Source organism: Mesorhizobium sp. WSM2240, from assembly GCF_040438645.1.
In the GTDB taxonomy this organism is placed as follows: Bacteria; Pseudomonadota; Alphaproteobacteria; order Rhizobiales; family Rhizobiaceae; genus Allomesorhizobium.
Map to the genome: position 1 here is coordinate 337,259 of NZ_CP159256.1, position 19,993 is coordinate 357,251.

The window sequence follows — 19,993 nt, forward strand, 5'->3', positions numbered from 1 at the left end:
GCGGATATTAGGTTCTCATTGTTTCAATATGTGTTCAGCTGCCGCCTAATTTGTTTCAACTGTTTCGGCCCAAGGCGCCGTCGCCGGCGGACGTGAACAAACGAAACATCTCTCCAGTGTCTCAGAAAAACGCCGGAAACACGAATGATCTAGATTTAGCAGTGCCCCCGATTGGAACTGTTCCAACAATGGAGCTCTGCAATGCCTGCTCTGACCATTGGATTTTCGAACAGCGCTGGCAAGACGCTGGCCTCGAGATTGCGGATGGCATTCGACCCGTTCCGCACTCGGCCAAGCCGCCCGACTGTTGCGAGCTTTGCCGGACTGGACGATCACATCCTGAAAGATATCGGGCTTACGCAAAGCGCAATTCTCTCGCGGGTCTATGGTTCGAGAATCGAAAGGACATAGGGCCTATGACGGCCCGGCAGGTTGATCCCTTGGGGCCGCGATCCGACACAGTGACCATACGGCGAGTTTTTCGGCCTGAGCAGCCGACCCTCATCTGGGCCGCGGCGGGCCAGGCAGAGCCACGTGACGGTAGGAAATCACCGTCCGCCTGAAACGTCCAGGACTGCGCCAGTGACATAGGACGCCGCGTCGCTCAACAGCCAAATTATCGCCTCGGCAACTTCTTCCGGTTCACCGGCACGTCCAAGCGGCGTGTTGGCTCCCAGTCGCCGCGCGCGATCCGGTTGCCCGCCACTTGCGTGAATCTCCGTTTCGATGAAACCCGGACGAATAGAATTCACCCGAACGCCATCCGGACCTAGTTCCTTGGCCAGGCCGATCGCCAAGGTATCGACCGCTGCCTTCGATCCGGCGTAGTCGACATAGTCGAACGGCGCTCCAAGACGGGCTGCCACCGAGGACACCAGTACGATGGATCCGTCGCGGCCGCCTCGGCTTTTCGCAAGCCGCCGCGCACCTTCCCTGGCGCAGAGATAGGCTCCCAGAACGTTGACATCAAAAATCCGGCGAAGACGGTCAGCGCTGATTTCCATCAAAGGGAGCGAGGGAGCTACGATACCGGCATTGACGACAACACCGTCGAGCGGGCCGAGTGCCTCGGCTTGTTCAAACATCGAAATCACATCCGCTTCGATCGAAACATCGCCCCGGAGCGCGACTGCCGTTCCCCCGGCATCCACGACCGCGGCGGCGACCGCCTCCGCGCCGTCCTGGTCAGCAACATAGTTCACGCCGACTGCCCAGCCGCGCTGCCCGGCAAGCAATGCCGTGGCACGGCCGATGCCCCGGCTCGCGCCTGTTATGAGGATCGTCTTCATTGATCGTCTTTTCCGTTCCGGAGTGCCATCGCCAGTCTAGGCCAGGCTATCACGCCAGTAAAAGTCTCAAATGGTGACAAAGCTACTCGCGGAATATGCGCTGCATCTGATCCTTGATCGGCTTTAGCAGATAGGCGAGCACGGTGCCCTCACCCTTCACGATGAAGGCTTCGACGGGCATGCCGGGAACGAGCGTCAGCGGCTGGCCGTTCGACCCGATTGGCGGCGCGACCGACAGCTTGACGCGATAGAAGGGCGGTCGGTTTCCGGACCCCGATAAAGGGGCTTCGGTGACGGCGACAATGATTTCACCAGCGTCCGAGAAGGCTTGTCGAATACTGCTTGCAGACAAATCACCGGATCGCGGCGTCCTGACCTGATCGTCGACGATGATTGGCAGTCGCCGGGAAACAGCGCTGCTTAGAACAGCAAGTCTTGGCAGGATTGCGACGTTGATCGAGATGGCTCGCAGTGACCGCTACGGGTCAAACCTTCCAGTTGTTAAACAGGAAGGTTGCGCCAGAAGCTGAGCTTCCGGCGCTGCTCTTGTGATAATGGTGGCCGTCCGTAGTCACGATGCCGCTTTATTCACGCGAGGCCATTGGAGAAAGAACTCCAGCGCTTGCTTAACAACCCTGAGATCGTGTTCTGGCGACCTGCGGCCATGATAATATCGGTTGCTGGGGTTTTTTTGGGGGATCGCAGACAGATCAATCCAAAAGGGTACCTGTCGACTGACGGTCGGCTCCCTATCCGGCCGTCAGCCGCGCCCCGAACATTTTGGCTAGGGAGGATATAATGGAAGCCGTCAATCGTAGATCCACACTCGCGCTCGGTCTCACAATGGCCGCAACGCCCCTGATCGCTTGGGCGACACCAGCAGCCGCCCAGACTTACGGCCCCGATGAGGGCGATGAGATCGCACCCGGCGTCAGAGTTGTAGCGCTTGGTGAGCGGGCCTCGAACATACCAGCATATGCAATGGTAAAGCTGCGCGATGTCGTCATCCAACCCGGGGCGAAGACGCCGGACAACGTGATGAAGAACGACATGCTCTGCCACCTGACCGAGGGAGAACTTTCCGTCGTACAGAACGAGAAAAAGTTCACCGTCAAGAAGGGCGATGTTTGGACCTGCGCCAACGCAGATACGACCGAAGGCACCCAGAACACGAGCAGTGCGGTCGCAATCATGAGGGTGATCGATTTGATGACCGCGTGAGAGTGACGAAGCGCTGCGGCAACCGCTCGCACGGGAACGGCCGGGAGCAATTCCGTCTCGTGCGAACGTAGGTGACGCGGCCGGAGCCGTGTTCTGGACTATGATCAAAGTAACCGCTCTACCTGACCAGACGAACTTCGAGGTTGCCGCCGGCGAGACCTTGCTCGAGGCCGCTTTGAGGTCGGGTGTGCCGTTTGCCCATGCCTGCGGCGGCCGGGCGAAATGTTCGACCTGCCGCGTCTGGGTCCTGGACGGCATGGAGAGTTGCCCGAACCGGAATCGAGACGAGAGCTTGATGGCGGAACGACTGAGGCTCGCGGATGAGGTCCGGTTGGCCTGTCAGCTCAGGCCGGAGGGCGAGCTTCGCGTCCGACGCCTGGTGCTGGATGAAACCGACTTGATAATAACCAGCCAGCTTCTCACTTCTGCCGAGACGCGTTCCGGCGAGTCGAAACGGGTTGCGGTTTTCTTCAGCGACATCGCCGATTTCACGAAACTGTCCGAGCAGCTTTCGCCCTATGATGTGATGTATCTGCTCAATCGCTACTTCGCCCAGGTTGGCGACATCATAGAGCGGAATGGCGGCTTCATCGACAATTTCATCGGCGACGGGCTGATGGCAATCTTCGGAATCGACGATCAGCGGGACGCTCCGCTTCGAGCCGTCAACGCGGCGATTCAAACCGTTGCCACAGTCGATCGCCTGAAGCCGTTCTTTGCCTCTATGTACGGCATCGATTTCGATATTCGTATCGGTCTCCATTATGGCGAAGCCGTCATCGGCACATTGGGCTTCGCCGGAAACCAACGCCTCACGGCGGTCGGGGACGTCGTGAACCTGGCCAGCCGGATCGAAGCCGCGAACAAGGATGCCGGGACACGACTGCTGATTTCCGAGGCGCTTCACGGCCAGATCGCCGACAAAGTGGAGGTCGGCGATTTTGTCAGGGTACGCCTAAGGGGTACCTGCGAACGTACGAGCCTGTTCGAAGTCATCAGGCTCAAGCCCGAATGCGATGCTGAACTGAACGCCAGGCAGCCCCGCGAAACCGTCCATCATGCCGGCAGGAGGTGGGTCCGCGCATTTCCCGAGGACGAGCTTCAGCCGCACGAACGACGGATTCTCGATTTCGAGGATTACGATATCGTCGTCGTTCGGGTAACCGATAGCTACTGCGCCTTCAACAACGCCTGCCCGCATCTTCATCTGCCGTTCTACGAACGTCGAAAACCTGCCGAGGTGAAGACGCTCAATCTCCCACACACGGAGAGCACGATCACCAGTGATCACGTCCTCGTCTGCCGTTGGCATCAAAGCTGTTTCGACCTGTTTTCGGGCGAAATCAGGAACTGGGCGCAGTTGCAGCAGGATGGTACTGCGCCGGGCTATGAACACACCGGTGACATCTCGAAAAATCCCGCCAGGCTGACGGTATACCCCTGCCGAACACAGGACGGATACCTGTGGATCGGGCTCGACTGACAAGGAACGGTTCGGTTTTTTCGGCGGATTCGTTTCGCTCTGACCGTCTGCCAACTCGAGAGGCGCGACAGGCTGTTCAGCTTGGGACGGGAGCGCCCCTACGCCGACAAGGAACCAGCCTCGGGAACTGAACCAGCGACCAGATCCTACTTGCCATGCGGACTGGTCGGCGGCTGGACAGCAGGATTCTTGCTCCAGCCACGCTTTATCGGCAGCTTTCGCATCTGTCGGATTCGGATGCTGCTGCTATCGCGGCCTATCTCAAGAGCCTTCCGCCGGTGAGGAACAAGTTGCCCAGTCCTTTCGGGCCAAATGAGAAACCCACGTCGTTCGTCGTGAAGGTCGTTCCTCCGGACGACACACCATCGTCGAGGTGATAGCGCAAGGAACCATTGCACATGGCTTGATCCCTTCAGGGGTCGAGCATATGGGGCACTGCCCATCCGGTTCCCTTGGGTCCCGTTCTCAACGACCGCTTTTCAGAGCAAGCGGGACCTACTCCGGCGACGAACCGACGGCCGCTCAGGTCAAGTCACGACGATACCCACCCAAGCTGAATGTCCGCTCTTCAACATTCGCAGCCCGAAGCTGCCGGCCTGCTCTCGGCCCAACTGGGACAGCTTTATTAGGCTCCATCGGGTGTGGAGAGCCGACATAGCTCAGATCAGTTTCAGTCGGGCGAGAGGGGCTCGATCGGCGTGAGAGGGCGCAGGTCCAGAACACGCTCAAGTGCACGCGCCCCAGCAAGGACACGTCCTTCGGCACGGGCGCGGCCAACGATCTGAAGTCCAACTGGGCGTCCATCGCTGGTGAACCCGCAGGGAAGGCTGATCGCCGGCGAAGTCGTCAGAGTGATCGCGTACGCAATCGCCAGCCACTCGACATAATTCGAGAAGGTGTAGCCGCCACACTCCTTCACGTACCGTTCGCTCGCCGGATATGCGGCAACGATCGTGGCCGGACAGAGAAGCAGATCATAAGTGTCGAAAAAAGCGTTCATCCTGCGGAAGATCGAGGCGCGATTGTTTTCCGCCCGGACGACGTCTTCCATGGAATAGCTGAGGCCCTTTTCGATATTCCAGACCACTTCCGGCTTCATTTTGTCTCGATGGCGTTCGAGAAGCCCGGTGTAACTTGTGGCAAAGGCGATGCCCCGCAGTACCTGGAATGTATCGTGAGCCTCGGAGAGGTCGGGATGCGCTTCCTCAACGATAACGCCTATCTCACCAAAACGCTCGGCCGCCGCGCGACAGATCGAGGCCACTTCCGGGTCCACCGGCGTGATGCCGAGATCGGGAGAGAAAGCAACGCGAGCCGGCCTCCAGCCGGAGCGCGCGGCAACAAGGAAACTTTCTGTTCTCGGCAACGACAGGGGATCTGCAGCATTCTCGCCGGTCATGGCGTCGAGGAGAAGAGCCGTGTCTTCAACCGAACGACCCATCGGCCCGTTGACGCTGAGCAGGCGATCAATCGTGGCCCCAGGACTGCTGGCTACGCGCCCGGGACTTGTCCGCAATCCCACCACTCCGCAAAAGCTTGCGGGATTGCGCAAGCTGCCTCCAAGGTCCGATCCCTGCGCCACCCAAGCCGTGCCGGTCGCAAGGGCGGCCGCTGCTCCGCCCGACGATCCGGCGGCGGACAGTTTCGTGTTCCAGGGATTCAGTGTCTTGCCGTAGACATCGTTGAAGGTGTTGCCGCCCGCGCCAAACTCCGGCGTGTTTGACTTCGCGTAAATGACACCGCCTTCAGCCTCTATCGTCTCGACAAGAAGGTCAGATGTCTCAGGAACGTGGTCGGCGAAGATGGTTGAGCCGTAAGTGGTTCGCACACCGGCCACATCCGTCAAGTCCTTAATGGGCACCGGCAGTCCCGCCAAACGGCCGCGGTTACCTAAGGGCCGTTGCATCAGTCGGCGGGCTTGATCGCGGGCACGGTCGAAGCAGAGGATGGGAAGCGCGTTGACGGCACCGTCGACGGCTTTCGTGCGAGCTTCAAGTGCATCTAGGCAGTCGAGCGGCGTCACCTCGCCCCGATTCAGCAGATCGACGACCACGCAGGCCGGCATGTCCGTCAGACCCACATCACCGGCCATGACCCAATCCTCTGTCGGAGCGGAGCAAGACAGCACTGTACTGATGTTCCGCACGGCGTCCAGCCGGAGCATCGTTGAAGAGAAGGAATGGCCGCTATGCTGTCGTCAGCGGAACGGCCCTTTGTCGGCAATTTCGTCCCGAAAGCTGCCGGTCTGCATCCGGCCCCAGACGGGACAAGCTGTTGGCGTCAACTGGCGCTACCTTGCCATTTGCCGGAACTATGCTTCTTCCTCAACCTCTATGGTAACGTGTGACAGGGTAGCGATTTGCGCAAGCTTCTCGCGATAGTGCGAGGGGGCCTTCGGCTCGGACGCGACGAGCGAGACGATGGCGCCGTGATGGCCGGGGCCAAGCTGCCACACATGCAGGTCGGTGATGCTGCCTCCTTCCGTTTCGACCACTTCGCGGATCGCGTTAGGTAGATCCTCACCCGGCGGAATGTAATCGAGCAGAACGCCGCCGGCGTCGCGGATCAGACCCCATGACCAGCGGGCGATGATGAGCGCGCCGACGATGCCCATGGCCGGGTCGAGCCAGATCCAGCCATAGACGCTGCCGGCGAGCAGCGCGACGATCGCAAGCACCGAGGTCAAGGCGTCGGCCAGAACGTGCAGGTAGGCGGCCTGCAGATTGTTGTCTCTAACTGTATCGTTATGATGGTGGCCGTGATGATCATGCGCATGACCTTGGCCGTGAGAATGATGATCATGATCGTCCCGCAGCAGCCAGGCGCTCGCCAGATTGACGGCGAGCCCAATCGCGGCCACCCAGATCGCCTGCGTGAAATCGATCGGAACGGGCGCACTGAAGCGCAAGACGCTTTCCCAGCCGATAAGAACGGCGATCAGCGCCAGCACGATCGCGCTGGCGAAGCCCGCCAGGTCGCCCATCTTGCCGGTGCCAAAGGTAAAGCGCGGGTTGCGGGCGTTCCTGCGGGCGTAGAGATATGCAAGTGCGGCGATCAGCATCGCGGCGGCGTGGGTGGCCATATGCCAGCCGTCGGCGACGAGGGCCATCGAGCCGAACAGCGTTCCCGCGACGATCTCGGCGACCATCATCGTCGTTGTGAGCGCAATCACCAGCCATGTGCGGCGTTCGTTACGCTCGTGGCGGTCGCCAAGAAAGACATGGTCATGGCCGGCCGGATCGGCGCTGGGGGAATAGCTCATTTCAGATAGCTCCTCACGACTTCGATCAGTTCGTCCGCGCCTTGCCTGCGCGCGCGCCCGTCGGCTGCCTCCACGACATGCTCGCGCACATGGTCCTCGATCAGTTCCGCGGTAAGCCCGCTCACCGCACCGCGGATGGAGGCGACGAGGTTCAACACCTCGGCGCAGGAAGCCCCGGGTCGAGCGCGCGCTCGACCGCTTCCATCTGGCCCTTCAAACGCCGAACCCGGGCCAGCAGCTTCACCTTGTTCCTGATCGTATGGCTCGCCGTGTGGCGATTTGCAATTTGGAACCAGGGAGCGTCGGCGAGAAAGAGTTGTTGCGAGTGAAATATCTTTCCTGCATTCATGCTAATTTTGGATTATACCCTGTTGCTCATACGAAATTTGCATGATTAGACTTATAAGATGGAGCTAAAGCAGCTGGAAGCGTTTCTTGCCGTTTTGTCCGCGGGCAGCATCACTGCAGCAGCCCGCCTGCTAGACCGCTCGCAGCCGGCGGTGAGCCGATTGATCCAGGAGCTGGAAAGCGACATCGGCTTCGAGCTGCTGCACCGCAACGGCCCGCGCATAACCCCAACCGAGCGCGGCATCCGCTTCCACGCGGAGGCCGAGCGCCTCGTCACCGGGATCGGGCGGCTGCACGAGCGCGCCAGTGCCATCGCGGCCGAGGAAGCGCTGCCGATCGAGATCGTCGCCATCCCCGCCTTCGCCGCCGGCTTCGTGCCGAAGGCGCTTTCCCGCATGTCGCAGCAGGCATTGCCCTCTCGGCTTCACCTGCGCAGCGCGCCGGCGGAGTCCGGCATTCAGTCCGTCCTGGCGCGCACCGCCGATCTCTGCGTTGTCTCGCTGCCGGCCGAACAGCCGGGACTGGAGACCCATGTGCTTGCCCAGGCGCCATGCGTGGCTGCGGTTGCGACATCCGATCCGTTGGCCCGGAAGGAAGTCGTCTCCATCGCCGATCTTATGGGGCGGAGCCTGATCACCATGGCCAATCCTTTCCGGCTTCGCCGCCGTGTCGACCAGGCGCTGGAGGCGCACGGCATCCAGGCGTCGAAGGTGATCGACACCAATGCCGCGATGGTTGCCCTGCAACTCACCGCCTGCGGCGCAGGCGTAGCCATCATAGAGCCGGTGACGGCCTATGGGGTGCCGCTGAAGGGAGTCGAAATCCGCCCGCTTGACGTCGACATCCCCTTCTTGTGGGGAGTCTTTTCGGCGGTGTCGCGCCCGCTTCCGGAAACCGCGCGGGCTTTCATCCAGCAGTTCATCGAAACGACCGTCCCGGCCATACCCGGACTGGTTCAGCACGACCCGCGCAGGACGGATCTGGTGACCGACACGATCTTCGGCGGCGCTCGCAAACCGGCAGGAGTGGCTTGATGAGCGTCATCGCCATCGATGGAGCAGCCGGTCTGGCCGCATTGCGCGAGCGGCTTCATCACGATCTCAGCCTTCTGGAGCTGCCGGCCAAGGCGTGGGTGCCTCCCCGCAGTGTCAACGGCGAACACATCCACGACATCGTGATCGTCGGCGGGGGCATGTGCGGACTGGTCGCCTATTTCGCGCTCAAATGCGGCGGCATGCGCAATGTGCGTATCTTCGACCGCAACCCGGCCGGGCGGGAAGGACCCTGGGTCACCTATGCCCGTATGGAGACTCTGCGCTCGCCGAAGCAACTGGCCGGCCCCGCCTTCGGCATCGGAGCCCTGACCTTCCGGGCCTGGTTCACCGCGCAGTTCGGCGAAGCAGCCTGGAATGCGCTCGACAAGATTCCCCGCCCGATGTGGATGGATTATCTCCGGTGGTACCGCAAGGTGCTCGGCATTCCGGTCGAGAATGAAGTGCAGGTCGACTCGATCCTGCCCGAAGGGGACTATTTGCGCCTCGCCCTTTCCGGCAGCGGCGCGAGGGAGGCGTCGATCCTCGCCCGCAAGGTGATCATGGCCACCGGCCGGGACGGAACCGGCATCCCCAACATTCCCTATTTCGTCGCCGGCGTGCCGAAATCGTGCTGGGCGCATTCGTCCGAAGACATCGATTTCGGCACGCTCAAGGGCAAACGCGTCGTGGTGGTCGGGGTCGGCGCCTCCGCCGTCGACAATTCGGCCGAGGCGCTCGATGCGGGCGCGGCGGAGGTCCGTCATCTTATCCGACGCAAGGAAATGCCGACCATCAACAAGATGATGGGTATCGGTTCGTTCGGCTTCATCAGTGGTTTCCCCGAACTGCCGGACGAATGGCGATGGCGCTTCATGCACTATTCCTTCGTTACTCAGACGCCCTCGCCGCGGGGCTCCACGCTGCGCGTCAGCCGCCACAGCAACGCCTATTTCCATTTCGGCAAGGCCATCGAACGGGTCGAGAGATCGGGCGGCGAACTTTTGATCGAAATGCGTGACGGGAGCCGCCTTGCGACCGATTTCCTCATTCTCGGCACCGGCTTCACCGTCGATCCGCTCGCGCGCCCCGAAATGCCAGGTTATGCCGGCGAGATCCTGCTGTGGAAGGACCGCTATACGCCACCGGAAGACATGCGAAACCGCGAGCTGGCGAATTTTCCCTATCTGGATTCGGATTTCGCCTTTCAGGAAAGGACACCGGGCAAGGCTCCCTGGCTCAGGCACATCCACTGCTTCAACTACGGAGCGACCGCCAGCCTCGGCAAGGTCAGCGGCGACATCCCTGGCATCAGCGAAGGCGCGCAGTGGCTCGCGCGGTCGCTGGCGGCCAGGCTCTATGCGGAAGACGTCGCCATCCACTGGCAGGGCATGCTCGACTACGACAAGCCGGAGCTCTTGGGCGATGAATGGGCGGCGTCGGAAATCGAGGAAACGGTCGGCGGTGGCGCGCCAAGGGCGGTAGGGAAAGGAAACTGAACGGAAGATGCCAGGGATTGCAGGAAAAGATGTGGTGAGCAGGCTGGCCGGGGTGCTTCCCGGCGAAGCCGCCTATGAAGCGTTGGCCGCTCGCGCCGAGATTGTCGCCATGACCCAGGCCACGCATGACGCCGCGCTCAAATCAAGGGAGCCCGGCGGCCTGTCGCATGCCGAACGGGCTGCGCTGGCAAGCCGCATCGCCAGGCTGAACGCCGATCCCGGTCTTGCCGCGCACTACGACGCGCTCATGCGCGAAGCTTCCGCATCAGCGGATGTGGAGCGCATCGCCGACCCATCCTTCAAGGGCAGCGGCCGCATAGGCGCGTTGATCGCCTACACCGACCTGGCATCGACGGCGCCGAAGGACGCCGGGCCGGAAGACATAGAGGCGCTGAAGCAGGTGGGCATCGGTGATGCCGACATCGTACGCCTCGCCGAACTCAACGCCTTCCTTGCCTATCAGATCAGGCTGATCGCCGGCCTGAAGTTGATGAGGGGTGAGGGATGAGCGGGATGCTGCACGCGTTTACCACGCAAGTCCCGGAATGGCGGCCGCGGGTGAAGCCGATCGAGCTCGCCAAGGCAACGCCCGAACAGCTCGATGCGCTTCAGGTGACGCCCTCCAACACCAAGGTTTCCGACTACGTGCTGGTGCTCGCCAACGATGTCGAAACGCTGAAGGCACGCTCGCCGCTCTTCAATGCGATCATGTACGGCCGCGGCGGGCTGTCGCGCGCGGAGCGCGAACTCGGGGCGGTAGGCGCCTCGATCGTCAACCGGTGCATCTACTGCGCCGCCGTCCATGCCAGCCGCTTCAACCAGTTGACGAAGGACGAGACCGTCATCGCGAAAATATTCGCCGATGGCGAGCAAGCCGATCTCGAGGAACGCCAGGCGGCGATACTGAATTTCGCGATCAGGCTCTCGCGCGCGCCGAGCGAAGCGGGTCCCGAAGACATGCAGAGACTGCGCGATGCCGGACTCTCGGACGAGGAAATCCTCGACCTGATCCTGTCGGCGTCGCTGTTCGGCTGGGCGAACCGGCTGATGCACACGCTCGGCGATCCGGTAGCGAGGGATCGGCCAGACAGCGGGGACGGACGATAGATGGCAAGCCGCAGCGACATGGATGTGAGCGAGAAGGGTGTGGCGGTCGGCATCATTGGCGCGGGCGCCATCGCTTTCGGCGGCGCCGCTTTTCTCGCGAACGCCGGCCACGGGCCGATCCTGTGGTCTCCCTCCGGCGAGGGAACGAAGCGGCTGGCCACAGGAGAAAAGCTGGTCGCCAAGGGTGCGATCGAGGGCACGTTCCAGCCCGGCGTCGCGTCGTCGGCCAAAGACCTGGCCGAACGCGCGGACATCCTGATGATTGCTCTGCCGGCCTATGGCCACAAGAGCGTGATGGATGCGGTCGCGCCGCATATCCGATCCGATCAGACCGTGCTGATCAGTTCGCACGCTTCGTTCGGCGCGCTCTACCTGTCGAGGTTGTTGGCAAGGCGCGGCATCATAGTTCCGATCGTCGCCTGGGGCACGACAGTCACGACCGGACGCCGGCCGAGCCCGGTCGAGGCCAGCGTCAATACCGTGCGCAGCAAGGTCGATATCTGCACGGTGCCGGCCTCGCGCGGCGCGGAAGGATTGGCAGTCTGCCGTAGCCTGTTCGGCGACCGCTTCGTCGAGCGCGAAGGTCTTCTGGCGATCGCGCTCAGCAACCTCAACCCCCAGAACCATCTCGGCATCGCGCTCTGCAACATGACCCGGATGGAGCACGGCGAAAGCTGGGGGCAAGGGCTCAACGTCACCCCTAACGTCGGGCGGCTTCTCGAAGCTCTGGACCGGGAGAGGCTGGCCATCTCCGAGGCGCTGGGGCTGTCGGTGCGGACGATTTTCGAGCACTTCCACCTGTCCTTTCATGTGCCAGTGGACAATGTCTCGAACATGAACCAGCAGATGCACCGCGAAGGACGCGGCGGACTCGGCCCTGCCACCGCGAACTCGCGCTACGTGACCGAGGACGTGCCCTACGGGCTGCTCGCCACTGTTAAGCTCGGGGCGCTGACCGGCAGGCCAGCCAAACTGCACAGGGCCGGAATCGAGATCTTTTCGGCTTTGTACGGGCGGGATTTCTTTTCCGAGAACCAGCTTCTCGGCGCGCTCGACCTGGACTCGATGTCGCTCGACGAACTGAAAATGCTGTCGCGCGATGGATACGCCGCTGCCGCCAGGCAACCGGCGGAAACATAATTCGATGCAATGGGAGAAACGGAAATGACAAGAATTACCGCCAACAGACGCGCATTCATCAAGACGACCGCAGCCGGCGCCGCCTTGCTTGCCGCCCCTGCCATTTTTCGCGGCACGCCGGCCCGCGCGGCAGGTGTCGTGAATGTCTGGACCTATGCGAACTTCCTGCCGCCGGAATTCAAGGAGGAGTTCCAGAAGGAGACCGGAATCCAGATCCAGGAACGCCTGGTGGACGACCAGGGTAAACAGTTCAACCTGCTGACCGCCGAGCAGCCGAACCCGACGGTCGACATCGTGACAGTTGCCGGCCATCGCTTCCTCCAATTCATCGATGCAGGCCTGCTTGCGCCGATGGATACAGCCCGGTTGAAGAACTGGGGCAACATCAACCCGGTCTTCTCGGAAAGCGACTGGGCCATCATCAAGGACCAGAAATGGGGTGCGCCAATCCTCTCGGGCGCGGAGGTCCTGGCATACAACACCGAGATCGTGACGCCCGAGGAAGCCAAGAGCTGGGATGTCATGTTCGACAAGAAGTATGAGGGCCAGACGGCCTACATAATCCAGGACATGATGTCCGTCATGATGCTCTACAAGGGCTATGACGGCAACATGATCGAATACATGGACAATCCTGAAAAGGCCGCCGAGATCGTCAAAGAAACCCGCGACTTCATGATCGCGAACAAGTCGATGGTGCGCAAATTCTACGATTCCGGCGCCGAGATCCAGCAGATGTTCGTCAACCAGGACGTCGTCTTGGCGCATGCCTGGAACGGCCCGATCTCGAAGCTCATCATGGACGGCCTGCCGGTCGCCATGACGATCCCGAAGGAAGGCTCCTACGGCTTTGTCTACACCTTCAACATTCCGGCGAACGCGCCGAACGCCGACAATGCCTATACGCTGCTCGACTCGTTGCTGGCCCGGCCCGAAATCGGCGCCAACATGACCCGGACATCGGGCTTCATCTCGACGATCAAGGGTGCCGAACAGCATCTCTCCGATCTTGAGAAGAAGGCGTCGTCCTTCACCGAGGAGGAGCTCAAGGGCCTTCAGTTCTTCCGGGCTGAAGCGAACGACATGAAGTACAAGCTCGTCGACCCGGCGGTCGAGGAGATCAAGGCCGCCTGATCGAATTTCGTCGGCAAGGCCCGGCGTCCGGCCGTCGAAATCTTTCAGCCGGCCATGCAGGTGCATGGCTGGTCTCGCTTGAAGTTGGCTTCCGGCAGCGAAGGTCCGTAGCGAACGGGAATGTTTACGATGACACAGACTGATACGCAGCGCGCCGGCGGGCGAGATACAGTCCCGCGTTCGATGCGACGCAGTTTCTGGGGTGCCGTGATGACCAACGGCGCCTACGGTTCCGTCACCGGCTTCCTGTTCAAGAGCCAGCGCAGGCAATTCCTCCTTCTGGCAAGCCTTCCCATCTTCTGGATCCTATTCGCCAATATCGGCCCCATCCTGCAGATGGTCAGGATCAGCTTTCTCGATTCCTACCCGCCGACAGTTGGCTACCAACCGCAGCTTACGTTGCGCAACTGGAACAATTTCTTCGCCGAACGCATCTTCATTGTTCCCTATTTCCGGACGCTGGCGTACTCCGTCGTATTCACGGTCGCGACGCTGATCATCACCTATCCGGTCGCCTATTTCCTGGCCAAGCATGTGAAGCGCAGCAGCCAATTGCTGTTCCTGCTTCTGCTCCTGATCCCGTTCTGGGTCGGCGAAATCGTGCGCACCTACGCGATCATGATCCTGCTCGGCAACAATGGCGCGGTGAACCTCATCCTGAAGTCGCTTGGACTGATCGAGCGACCGATCCCGTTCATGTATACCAGCTTCTCGCTCGGCGTCGGCATCGTGTATCTGACGGCGCTCTACATGCTGCTGCCGCTCTATTCTGCGCTGGAAAAAATCCCAAATACCTATCTGGAGGCTGCGGCCGACCTCGGAGCCGGGGCATGGACGCGCTTCAGAAGGGTCACGCTGCCGCTCTCCAAGGAAGGCATCGCTTCCGGCTGCACACTGGTCTTCTTGATTTCGACCGGCTACTACGCTGCGCCGGTGCTGCTTGGGGGGCCGAGCACGACCGTCTTTGCCGAGACTATTGCCGGCTTCTTCCACGTCGCCGGCGACCAGTGGCCGACGGGCGCAGCCTTCTCCACGATCATGCTGATCAGCGCGCTAGCCATCACCGGGCTCTTTCTCAAGCTGATCGGCCGCAGCGGCAAGGGTTTGATGCAATGACCAGAAACACCCGCGTCCTGATGTCGGTGATCTACTGGGCGTTCGTCGTCTATCTGTTCGTGCCGCTGGTGCTGATGGTCACTATGGGCTTCAAGGATTCCAAGTTCATCGGCTTTCCGATCCGCGGCTGGACGCTCGACTGGTACTCTGAAATCTTCCGCAGCGACGAGGTGCTGGGCGCCTTCGGCTATACGATGGCGATAGCGCTTTCGACGACATGCCTTTCTCTGGTTATCGGCACATGGATCGCCGCATTCCTCGGCCCGCACAAGTTCCGCGGCAAGCTCATCGTCTTTGCCCTGGCCTGTATGCCGGCCGTCATTCCAGGCATCATCTCTGCCATTTCGCTGCGAATCTACATTCAGTTCCTGCAGCTTGATACCGGAATGGCGGCGATCATCCTCGGTCACACCATCCACAACGTGCCCTTCGTCGCGCTCGTGGTGATGGCGAGACTGGCCACGCTGCCGCAAAGCCATATCGAAGCGGCCCGCGATCTCGGGGCCGACCAGTTCGTCGCATTTTCGCGCGTTACGCTGCCCTATCTCAAGCCGGCGCTGATCGGGGCCGGCGTCTTCTGCATGCTGCTGAGCTTCGATGATTTCGTCCGCTCCTTCTTCCTCGGCAGCTATCAGCCGACCCTTCCGGTGCTGATCTTTGCCAAGTTGCGCTCGGGCATGTCGCCGGAAATCAACGCCATTTCGACGGTCGTGCTTGTCATCACGGCCATTCTGGGTATCTGGGCGGAGCGCTCGATGCGTCGGATGAACAAGGGAACCTCGGTATGAGCAACGACGCGCAAACCATCGTCCACATCGACAATATGACGAAGCAATTCGGCAATGTGGCAGCGGTCGACCGTCTGGATCTCAAAATCAAGGCCGGTGAATTCGTGACGTTCCTGGGCCCGTCGGGCTGCGGCAAGACGACGACGCTTCGCGTGCTTGGCGGGTTCGAGATGCCGACCGAAGGCCGCGTCATCCTCGACGGCGCAGATGTCACCCGCCTGCCGCCGAACCGGCGCAATGTCAACATGGTGTTCCAGGATTACGCGCTCTTCCCGCACATGACCGTCGGCCAGAACATTGCCTTCGGTCTGGAACTCAAGGGCAAAACCAAGTCCGACATTGATGCCCGCACCCGGGAATTGTTGGATTTTCTTCAGCTCGGAGGTTTTCGCGACCGCACGCCGGATCAGCTTTCCGGCGGCCAGCGCCAGCGCGTGGCTCTGGCGCGCGCGCTTGCGCCGGATCCGAAACTACTGCTGCTCGACGAGCCGCTCGGCGCACTCGACGCCAAGCTCCGGGGGCAGGTCCAGGTCGAGCTCAAGGACATCCAGAAGCGCACCGGAAAGACCTTCGTCTTCGTCACCCACGACCAGGAGGAGGCTCTGACCATGTCCGACCGGATCATCGTCATGAACAGCGGCAAGGTCGAGCAGGACGGCGCGCCCGAAGATCTCTATTTCCGCCCGCAGAGCCGCTTCGTCGCCGAATTCATCGGCGATACCAACCTCATTGGCGGGACCGTGCGCGGCATGGAAAATGGCTCCGTCCTGATCGACTGGAACGGCATCGATGTTCGCGGTGCCGCGCACGGGCATCGGCCCGCCGATGGCTCCGAGGTGACGGCGTCACTGCGTCTGGAGAACGTGCTCTGCCATCCGCAAAAGCCGTCTGACAAGAATGCGATCGAGGGCCGGATCGTAAACCGGCTCTTCAAGGGCAGCCGCACTTCCGTCGATATTCGCGTTGGCGGCGAGGGCGCGCTGCTCAAGGCATATCTCGATCCTGAGGATGCGGCCCGTATCCCGGACGATCGCCTCTGGGTGAGCTGGGACGCCCGCCATCTTTCGGTGCTCCAAGCGTAAAATCACTCATTCCAGTTGGTATTTTCACCTGCCTGCTCCTAGACTCTAAATAGCTCGCGACACTTCGCGGTCAGTTCTGGCGTCTGAATTCGACGTCGACTTCATTTGTGGCCGTCCGACCTTCCTTGAGCACTCGGCTCACCGTCGCCGGCGACACACGTGTCTGCCCGGCGATGCTCTTGCCTGTCAGCCGCTGGCGGCGCAGTGTCGCGATCTCATCCTCGGTCAGGTTAGGACCGAGCCTGCGCAGCGTGTTCCGTGATCTCGACGCGACGCATATTTACGAACTTGTCTCGGCAACCAACATTCCCTCCCGGCGCATGGTTGCGGCAGCAGGACACCGGGTTCCACACATCGGCTTCGCCGTGGAAGGCGCGGATCGGTGCTGTGCTGACATTAAGCTCTCCCTCAAGCATGAAGTTACAAGGCGGATAGGAGGGCAGATGGGCGGCGACCTTTGCCTTATCGGATCCATAAACCTCTTCGAAGCGTGTCATGCTGGAATAGAGCGCGGCAATCCCGCCGCGCGAAAAGCCCATCATCGCGATACGGGCCGGATCGATACGAGGATCAGCCGCGAGCAGCTCGAGCGCACGGTAGCTATCAACGATGTTGTTGAATTCGCCGACTCTGCCTTGATCCGTGAAGATTTCGTCGAAGCCTCGACCCGAATAGCTGTCGATGCGCAGTGTTGCGACACCGATACGGTCGAGCACTCGGGCCCAATGCCAAGGCAATGCGCTGCTCGGGACATCTGAACCATGAAGCAAAATCACGGCGGGAACGCGGTCGGGGAGGTTGAGGGCAACTGCAGTTTGGCCCCCAACGTTACAAATTTTGCGTTTGCCAAGTTGCCTTTCAGGAACTGTTCGTCGGTCAACGACAAGGAGGAGAAGGTAATATGCTCTTCTGATGGCACTGTCTGTGCCCAAAGCCCACCGATAGGAGCAAGCAAAACAAGCAGAGCGACACTGAGTGGATTTGCCAATCTGAAATGTGCCATGGCTACGTCCTCGGGGAGCAATGCGGATGCATATTGCAGCCGCAGTTTAGCACGAGGCCGCTAAAACCAGAACGAGATCACCTGATGAAAATGGGCGTCAGCAGCAGGTTGCGGAGCGGCTGCATTGGGTCGCCTTGCTGAACGGCGTCTATCCGACAAGTCGAATCTACTAGCTGACCGGCGGCTTCCCCAAAGCCGCCTCAGCCCTATCCGGGCAGCGGCTGCCGGGCAGCCTCGCAGCCGATCGCGGATTCAGGCGGTTTTCGGCAGGTATTCAGCGTGGACGATTCCGGAGCCGAGCCGCTTGAGGTCCTTGAGGTCGAAGATCGAAGCGTAGCCGGCCGGAAACAGCCGGGTGCCGCGCCCGAGGACCGTCGGATAGATCATCATGTGCACCTTGTCGACGAGGCCGTGCGATAGCAGCGTATGGACGAGCCCTGCGCTGCCATAGACGACGATGTCGCCGCCGCCCTCGGCTTTGAGATCGCGAACTGCGCCGATCACATCGCCGGACAGTACCGATGTATTCGTCCACGTGGCTACCTTTAGCGTATTCGAGGCGACGTATTTGCGCATCGCATTGAGCTTGCGCGCAAAGCCCGCCGGATCGTCGATCGTGGGCCAGACCGGGGCAAAACCCTCATAGGTGGTGCGGCCGAGCAGCACGATATCGGCCGCCCAAAGCTCTTCATGCATGATTTCATCGCCCTCGGGGCCGCGGCTGAAGGGGCCGACCCAATTGCCAAGGCCGGAGTTCTCCATCCCGACAGGGTCCTGCACGACACCGTCGAGAGAGCTGTAGACGCTCACCACCAGATTGCGCGGCATTCAGGTCTCCTTAAATTGCACTTCCGAGCTATTCCGACAGGATCTTCAAGGACCTCTATCGGAGAGCGAAACTTAGTCGACGACGTACTTGCTGTATTGAACGAAAGCGACAGCGGCTCAACGAACTGCCTGCGAGATCCGGCCCGGCGTCTGCCCCATTAGGCGCTTCAGGGATCGCGTGAGGTGTGCCTGGTCAGCATATCCTGCCTCGATGACGACGTCTGAAATCGTTGCGCCCGCATCCAGCAATACCGTCGCTTTATATGCCCGGTCGATCTGTTTGATCGCGCCAAGGGTCAAACCCGTTGCCCGTCGAATGCGGCGTTCCATCGAGCGCTTGGACAGGTCCACCGGGCTGTCTTCCATGACCTCTGTGACGATGGGATCGAAGGTAACCAGACCTTTTCGCGCGAGTTGTCGGAGGAAGACCTCGACGTTTTCGTAGTTGGGGATCTCCCAAACCGAGCCGCCGAGGCGGAACGTGTTTCCTATGCGTGAAGTAACGGTCAGGTCGCGGTCGACGAGCATCGGGACGGGAAGATCGGGCATGAAAGCGCCAAGCCTGAACTGGACCCCAAAGAACTCCGCGTCCACGGGAATGGGCATTGCAGTCGCCCTCGTCTCTGGTCCTCGGATCGTGACGTTCGTGTTCTCCGCCTGCCGCCAGATCACGATCTCCCAGTGACTTGCGGCGACCGAGATGAACGCCTTTGAGGAAACACTGCGCGCGCGCCAGATCTTGTCGACGAAGGGAGAATCCGCCGCCCGCTCTTCAATATGAAATAGCTTTTCCGCTCGCTGCATCTCGCCGGATCCGCAATTGGTCACATTCCTGTCGATATGCATAGGACGATCAACGAAGCACCAGGACGACAATCGCAGCTGGGAAATCGCCAACGCCGCACAAATGTCGGCTGGAAATTCAGCAACGAGCCCCATAGCGGGACTGGCAGTTTCCGGCCCCCTTCCTGGTGTTATCCGGCGACACCGTCCTGACTATCAGATCTCGAAAGGAGGTTCAATTCGGAGCGCAGATGATCCGGGTCGGACAGCGCCGTTTCGATCGCCGCATGGAGATGCCGCCAGATCGGCGCCGCCTCGGCCAGAACCGCCGAGCCGGCCGGCGTCAGCCGCAGCAGTCGGGCTCGCCTGTCCGTCGGATCGGGCGCCGTCTCGACGACGCCACGACGCTCCAGCGGCTTGAGATTGGCAGTCAAGGTCGTCCTGTCCATCGCCAGCAGCGCCGCCACGCTGCCGAGGTTCGGTGGTTTCGGCCGATTGAGCGACATGAGGAGAGAGAACTGCCCGCTGGTTATGCCGGCGGGCTTTAATGCGACATCGAAACGACGTGCCAGCGCACGCGCTGCCCTCTGCGTATGCAGGCACAGGCAGGTGTCACGTACCAGGAGGGTGGTTTCGAAGGCAAGGTTGGCAGGAGCGTGCATCTGAAAGGTTGACATACATGAACTTCTTACGTTGCTATCAACATAAATGAGGGAAGGCAATCGACGGCTGCTTCCCAAGGATCTAACGCAGAAGGAAGCGGATCATGCCCGCGGTGCAGCCATTCCTCATGTTCCAGGGCAGGCATGCCGAAGGGCGATGAACTTCTATGTCTCGCTGTTCGACGACGGCGAGGTTGTCGATGTCACGCGCTGGCAG

At 61.0% G+C, this 19,993-nt stretch carries 20 protein-coding genes and 1 pseudogene; 11 read left to right on the forward strand and 10 right to left on the reverse strand.

The window, feature by feature from the left end; translation table 11 throughout:
- Nucleotides 1–548: 548 nt before the first annotated feature.
- Together ABVK50_RS31305 and ABVK50_RS31310 are read right to left on the reverse strand one after the other, a co-directional pair.
- Nucleotides 549–1,289 carry an SDR family oxidoreductase gene (locus ABVK50_RS31305; RefSeq protein WP_353646815.1) on the reverse strand — a complete coding sequence of 247 codons (741 nt, stop codon included), beginning with the start codon at nt 1,287–1,289 and terminating at the stop codon, nt 549–551.
- Nucleotides 1,290–1,371: 82 nt separating this feature from the next.
- Entirely contained in the window at nt 1,372–1,641 is a 270-nt protein-coding gene (locus ABVK50_RS31310; protein WP_353646816.1) for a hypothetical protein, read from the reverse strand.
- Between the two features lie 446 nt (nt 1,642–2,087).
- Between ABVK50_RS31310 and ABVK50_RS31315 the strand changes: the two genes are divergently transcribed.
- Nucleotides 2,088–2,510 (forward strand): hypothetical protein, encoded by a 423-nt coding sequence (locus ABVK50_RS31315; RefSeq protein WP_353646817.1) that lies wholly within the window; start codon nt 2,088–2,090, stop codon nt 2,508–2,510.
- 100 nt (nt 2,511–2,610) lie between these two features.
- The gene (locus tag ABVK50_RS31320; RefSeq protein WP_353646818.1) at nt 2,611–3,993 is read left to right on the forward strand and encodes an adenylate/guanylate cyclase domain-containing protein; all 1,383 of its coding nucleotides are present in this window, start codon (nt 2,611–2,613) and stop codon (nt 3,991–3,993) included.
- A gap of 670 nt (nt 3,994–4,663) precedes the next feature.
- Here the strand turns inward: ABVK50_RS31320 and ABVK50_RS31325 are convergent.
- The 3 genes and pseudogenes from ABVK50_RS31325 to ABVK50_RS31335 form a co-directional block, all read right to left on the reverse strand.
- A complete protein-coding gene (locus tag ABVK50_RS31325; protein ID WP_353646819.1) occupies nt 4,664–6,085 on the reverse strand; it encodes an amidase family protein in 1,422 nt (473 codons plus the stop codon).
- 219 nt (nt 6,086–6,304) lie between these two features.
- Entirely contained in the window at nt 6,305–7,255 is a 951-nt protein-coding gene (dmeF, locus tag ABVK50_RS31330) for a CDF family Co(II)/Ni(II) efflux transporter DmeF (RefSeq protein ID WP_353646820.1), read from the reverse strand.
- Nucleotides 7,252–7,541: pseudogene (locus ABVK50_RS31335) on the reverse strand (metal/formaldehyde-sensitive transcriptional repressor). The gene dmeF and the pseudogene ABVK50_RS31335 overlap by 4 nt, the downstream one beginning before the upstream one ends.
- Nucleotides 7,542–7,662: 121 nt before the next feature.
- Here ABVK50_RS31335 and ABVK50_RS31340 point away from each other — a divergent pair.
- The 9 genes from ABVK50_RS31340 to ABVK50_RS31380 all read left to right on the forward strand — a co-directional run bounded on the left by ABVK50_RS31340 (nt 7,663) and on the right by ABVK50_RS31380 (nt 16,500).
- Complete coding sequence (locus ABVK50_RS31340; protein ID WP_353646821.1) at nt 7,663–8,637, forward strand: LysR family transcriptional regulator; 975 nt, start codon at nt 7,663–7,665, stop codon at nt 8,635–8,637.
- Nucleotides 8,637–10,133: an NAD(P)/FAD-dependent oxidoreductase gene (locus ABVK50_RS31345; protein ID WP_353646822.1), complete on the forward strand. Its 1,497-nt coding sequence runs from the start codon at nt 8,637–8,639 to the stop codon at nt 10,131–10,133. Before ABVK50_RS31340 ends, ABVK50_RS31345 begins: the two co-directional genes overlap by 1 nt.
- Nucleotides 10,134–10,167: 34 nt before the next feature.
- Complete coding sequence (locus ABVK50_RS31350) at nt 10,168–10,641, forward strand: hypothetical protein (protein ID WP_353646823.1); 474 nt, start codon at nt 10,168–10,170, stop codon at nt 10,639–10,641.
- A complete protein-coding gene (locus tag ABVK50_RS31355) occupies nt 10,638–11,240 on the forward strand; it encodes a peroxidase-related enzyme (RefSeq protein WP_353646824.1) in 603 nt (200 codons plus the stop codon). The genes ABVK50_RS31350 and ABVK50_RS31355 overlap by 4 nt, the downstream gene beginning before the upstream one ends.
- Nucleotides 11,241–12,380 carry an NAD/NADP octopine/nopaline dehydrogenase family protein gene (locus ABVK50_RS31360; RefSeq protein WP_353646825.1) on the forward strand — a complete coding sequence of 380 codons (1,140 nt, stop codon included), beginning with the start codon at nt 11,241–11,243 and terminating at the stop codon, nt 12,378–12,380.
- Nucleotides 12,381–12,404: 24 nt separating this feature from the next.
- Nucleotides 12,405–13,514, forward strand: a complete 1,110-nt coding sequence (locus tag ABVK50_RS31365) for an extracellular solute-binding protein (protein WP_353646826.1) — start codon at nt 12,405–12,407, stop codon at nt 13,512–13,514.
- 129 nt (nt 13,515–13,643) lie between these two features.
- On the forward strand, nt 13,644–14,630 hold the full coding sequence (locus ABVK50_RS31370; RefSeq protein WP_353646827.1) for an ABC transporter permease: 987 nt from the start codon (nt 13,644–13,646) through the stop codon (nt 14,628–14,630).
- Complete coding sequence (locus tag ABVK50_RS31375) at nt 14,627–15,418, forward strand: ABC transporter permease (RefSeq protein ID WP_353646828.1); 792 nt, start codon at nt 14,627–14,629, stop codon at nt 15,416–15,418. Before ABVK50_RS31370 ends, ABVK50_RS31375 begins: the two co-directional genes overlap by 4 nt.
- The gene (locus ABVK50_RS31380) at nt 15,415–16,500 is read left to right on the forward strand and encodes an ABC transporter ATP-binding protein (RefSeq protein WP_353646829.1); all 1,086 of its coding nucleotides are present in this window, start codon (nt 15,415–15,417) and stop codon (nt 16,498–16,500) included. The genes ABVK50_RS31375 and ABVK50_RS31380 overlap by 4 nt, the downstream gene beginning before the upstream one ends.
- Nucleotides 16,501–16,730: 230 nt before the next feature.
- Here ABVK50_RS31380 and ABVK50_RS31385 read toward each other — a convergent pair whose 3' ends face one another.
- The 5 genes from ABVK50_RS31385 to ABVK50_RS31405 form a co-directional block, all read right to left on the reverse strand.
- Nucleotides 16,731–17,216 (reverse strand): hypothetical protein, encoded by a 486-nt coding sequence (locus tag ABVK50_RS31385; protein WP_353646830.1) that lies wholly within the window; start codon nt 17,214–17,216, stop codon nt 16,731–16,733.
- A gap of 56 nt (nt 17,217–17,272) precedes the next feature.
- Nucleotides 17,273–17,503, reverse strand: a complete 231-nt coding sequence (locus tag ABVK50_RS31390) for a hypothetical protein (protein WP_353646831.1) — start codon at nt 17,501–17,503, stop codon at nt 17,273–17,275.
- Between the two features lie 252 nt (nt 17,504–17,755).
- Complete coding sequence (locus ABVK50_RS31395) at nt 17,756–18,331, reverse strand: dihydrofolate reductase family protein (RefSeq protein WP_353646832.1); 576 nt, start codon at nt 18,329–18,331, stop codon at nt 17,756–17,758.
- A gap of 117 nt (nt 18,332–18,448) precedes the next feature.
- Nucleotides 18,449–19,270 carry an AraC family transcriptional regulator gene (locus tag ABVK50_RS31400; protein WP_353647082.1) on the reverse strand — a complete coding sequence of 274 codons (822 nt, stop codon included), beginning with the start codon at nt 19,268–19,270 and terminating at the stop codon, nt 18,449–18,451.
- Nucleotides 19,271–19,305: 35 nt separating this feature from the next.
- Nucleotides 19,306–19,791 carry a MarR family winged helix-turn-helix transcriptional regulator gene (locus tag ABVK50_RS31405; protein WP_353646834.1) on the reverse strand — a complete coding sequence of 162 codons (486 nt, stop codon included), beginning with the start codon at nt 19,789–19,791 and terminating at the stop codon, nt 19,306–19,308.
- Between the last annotated feature and the right edge of the window lie 202 nt (nt 19,792–19,993).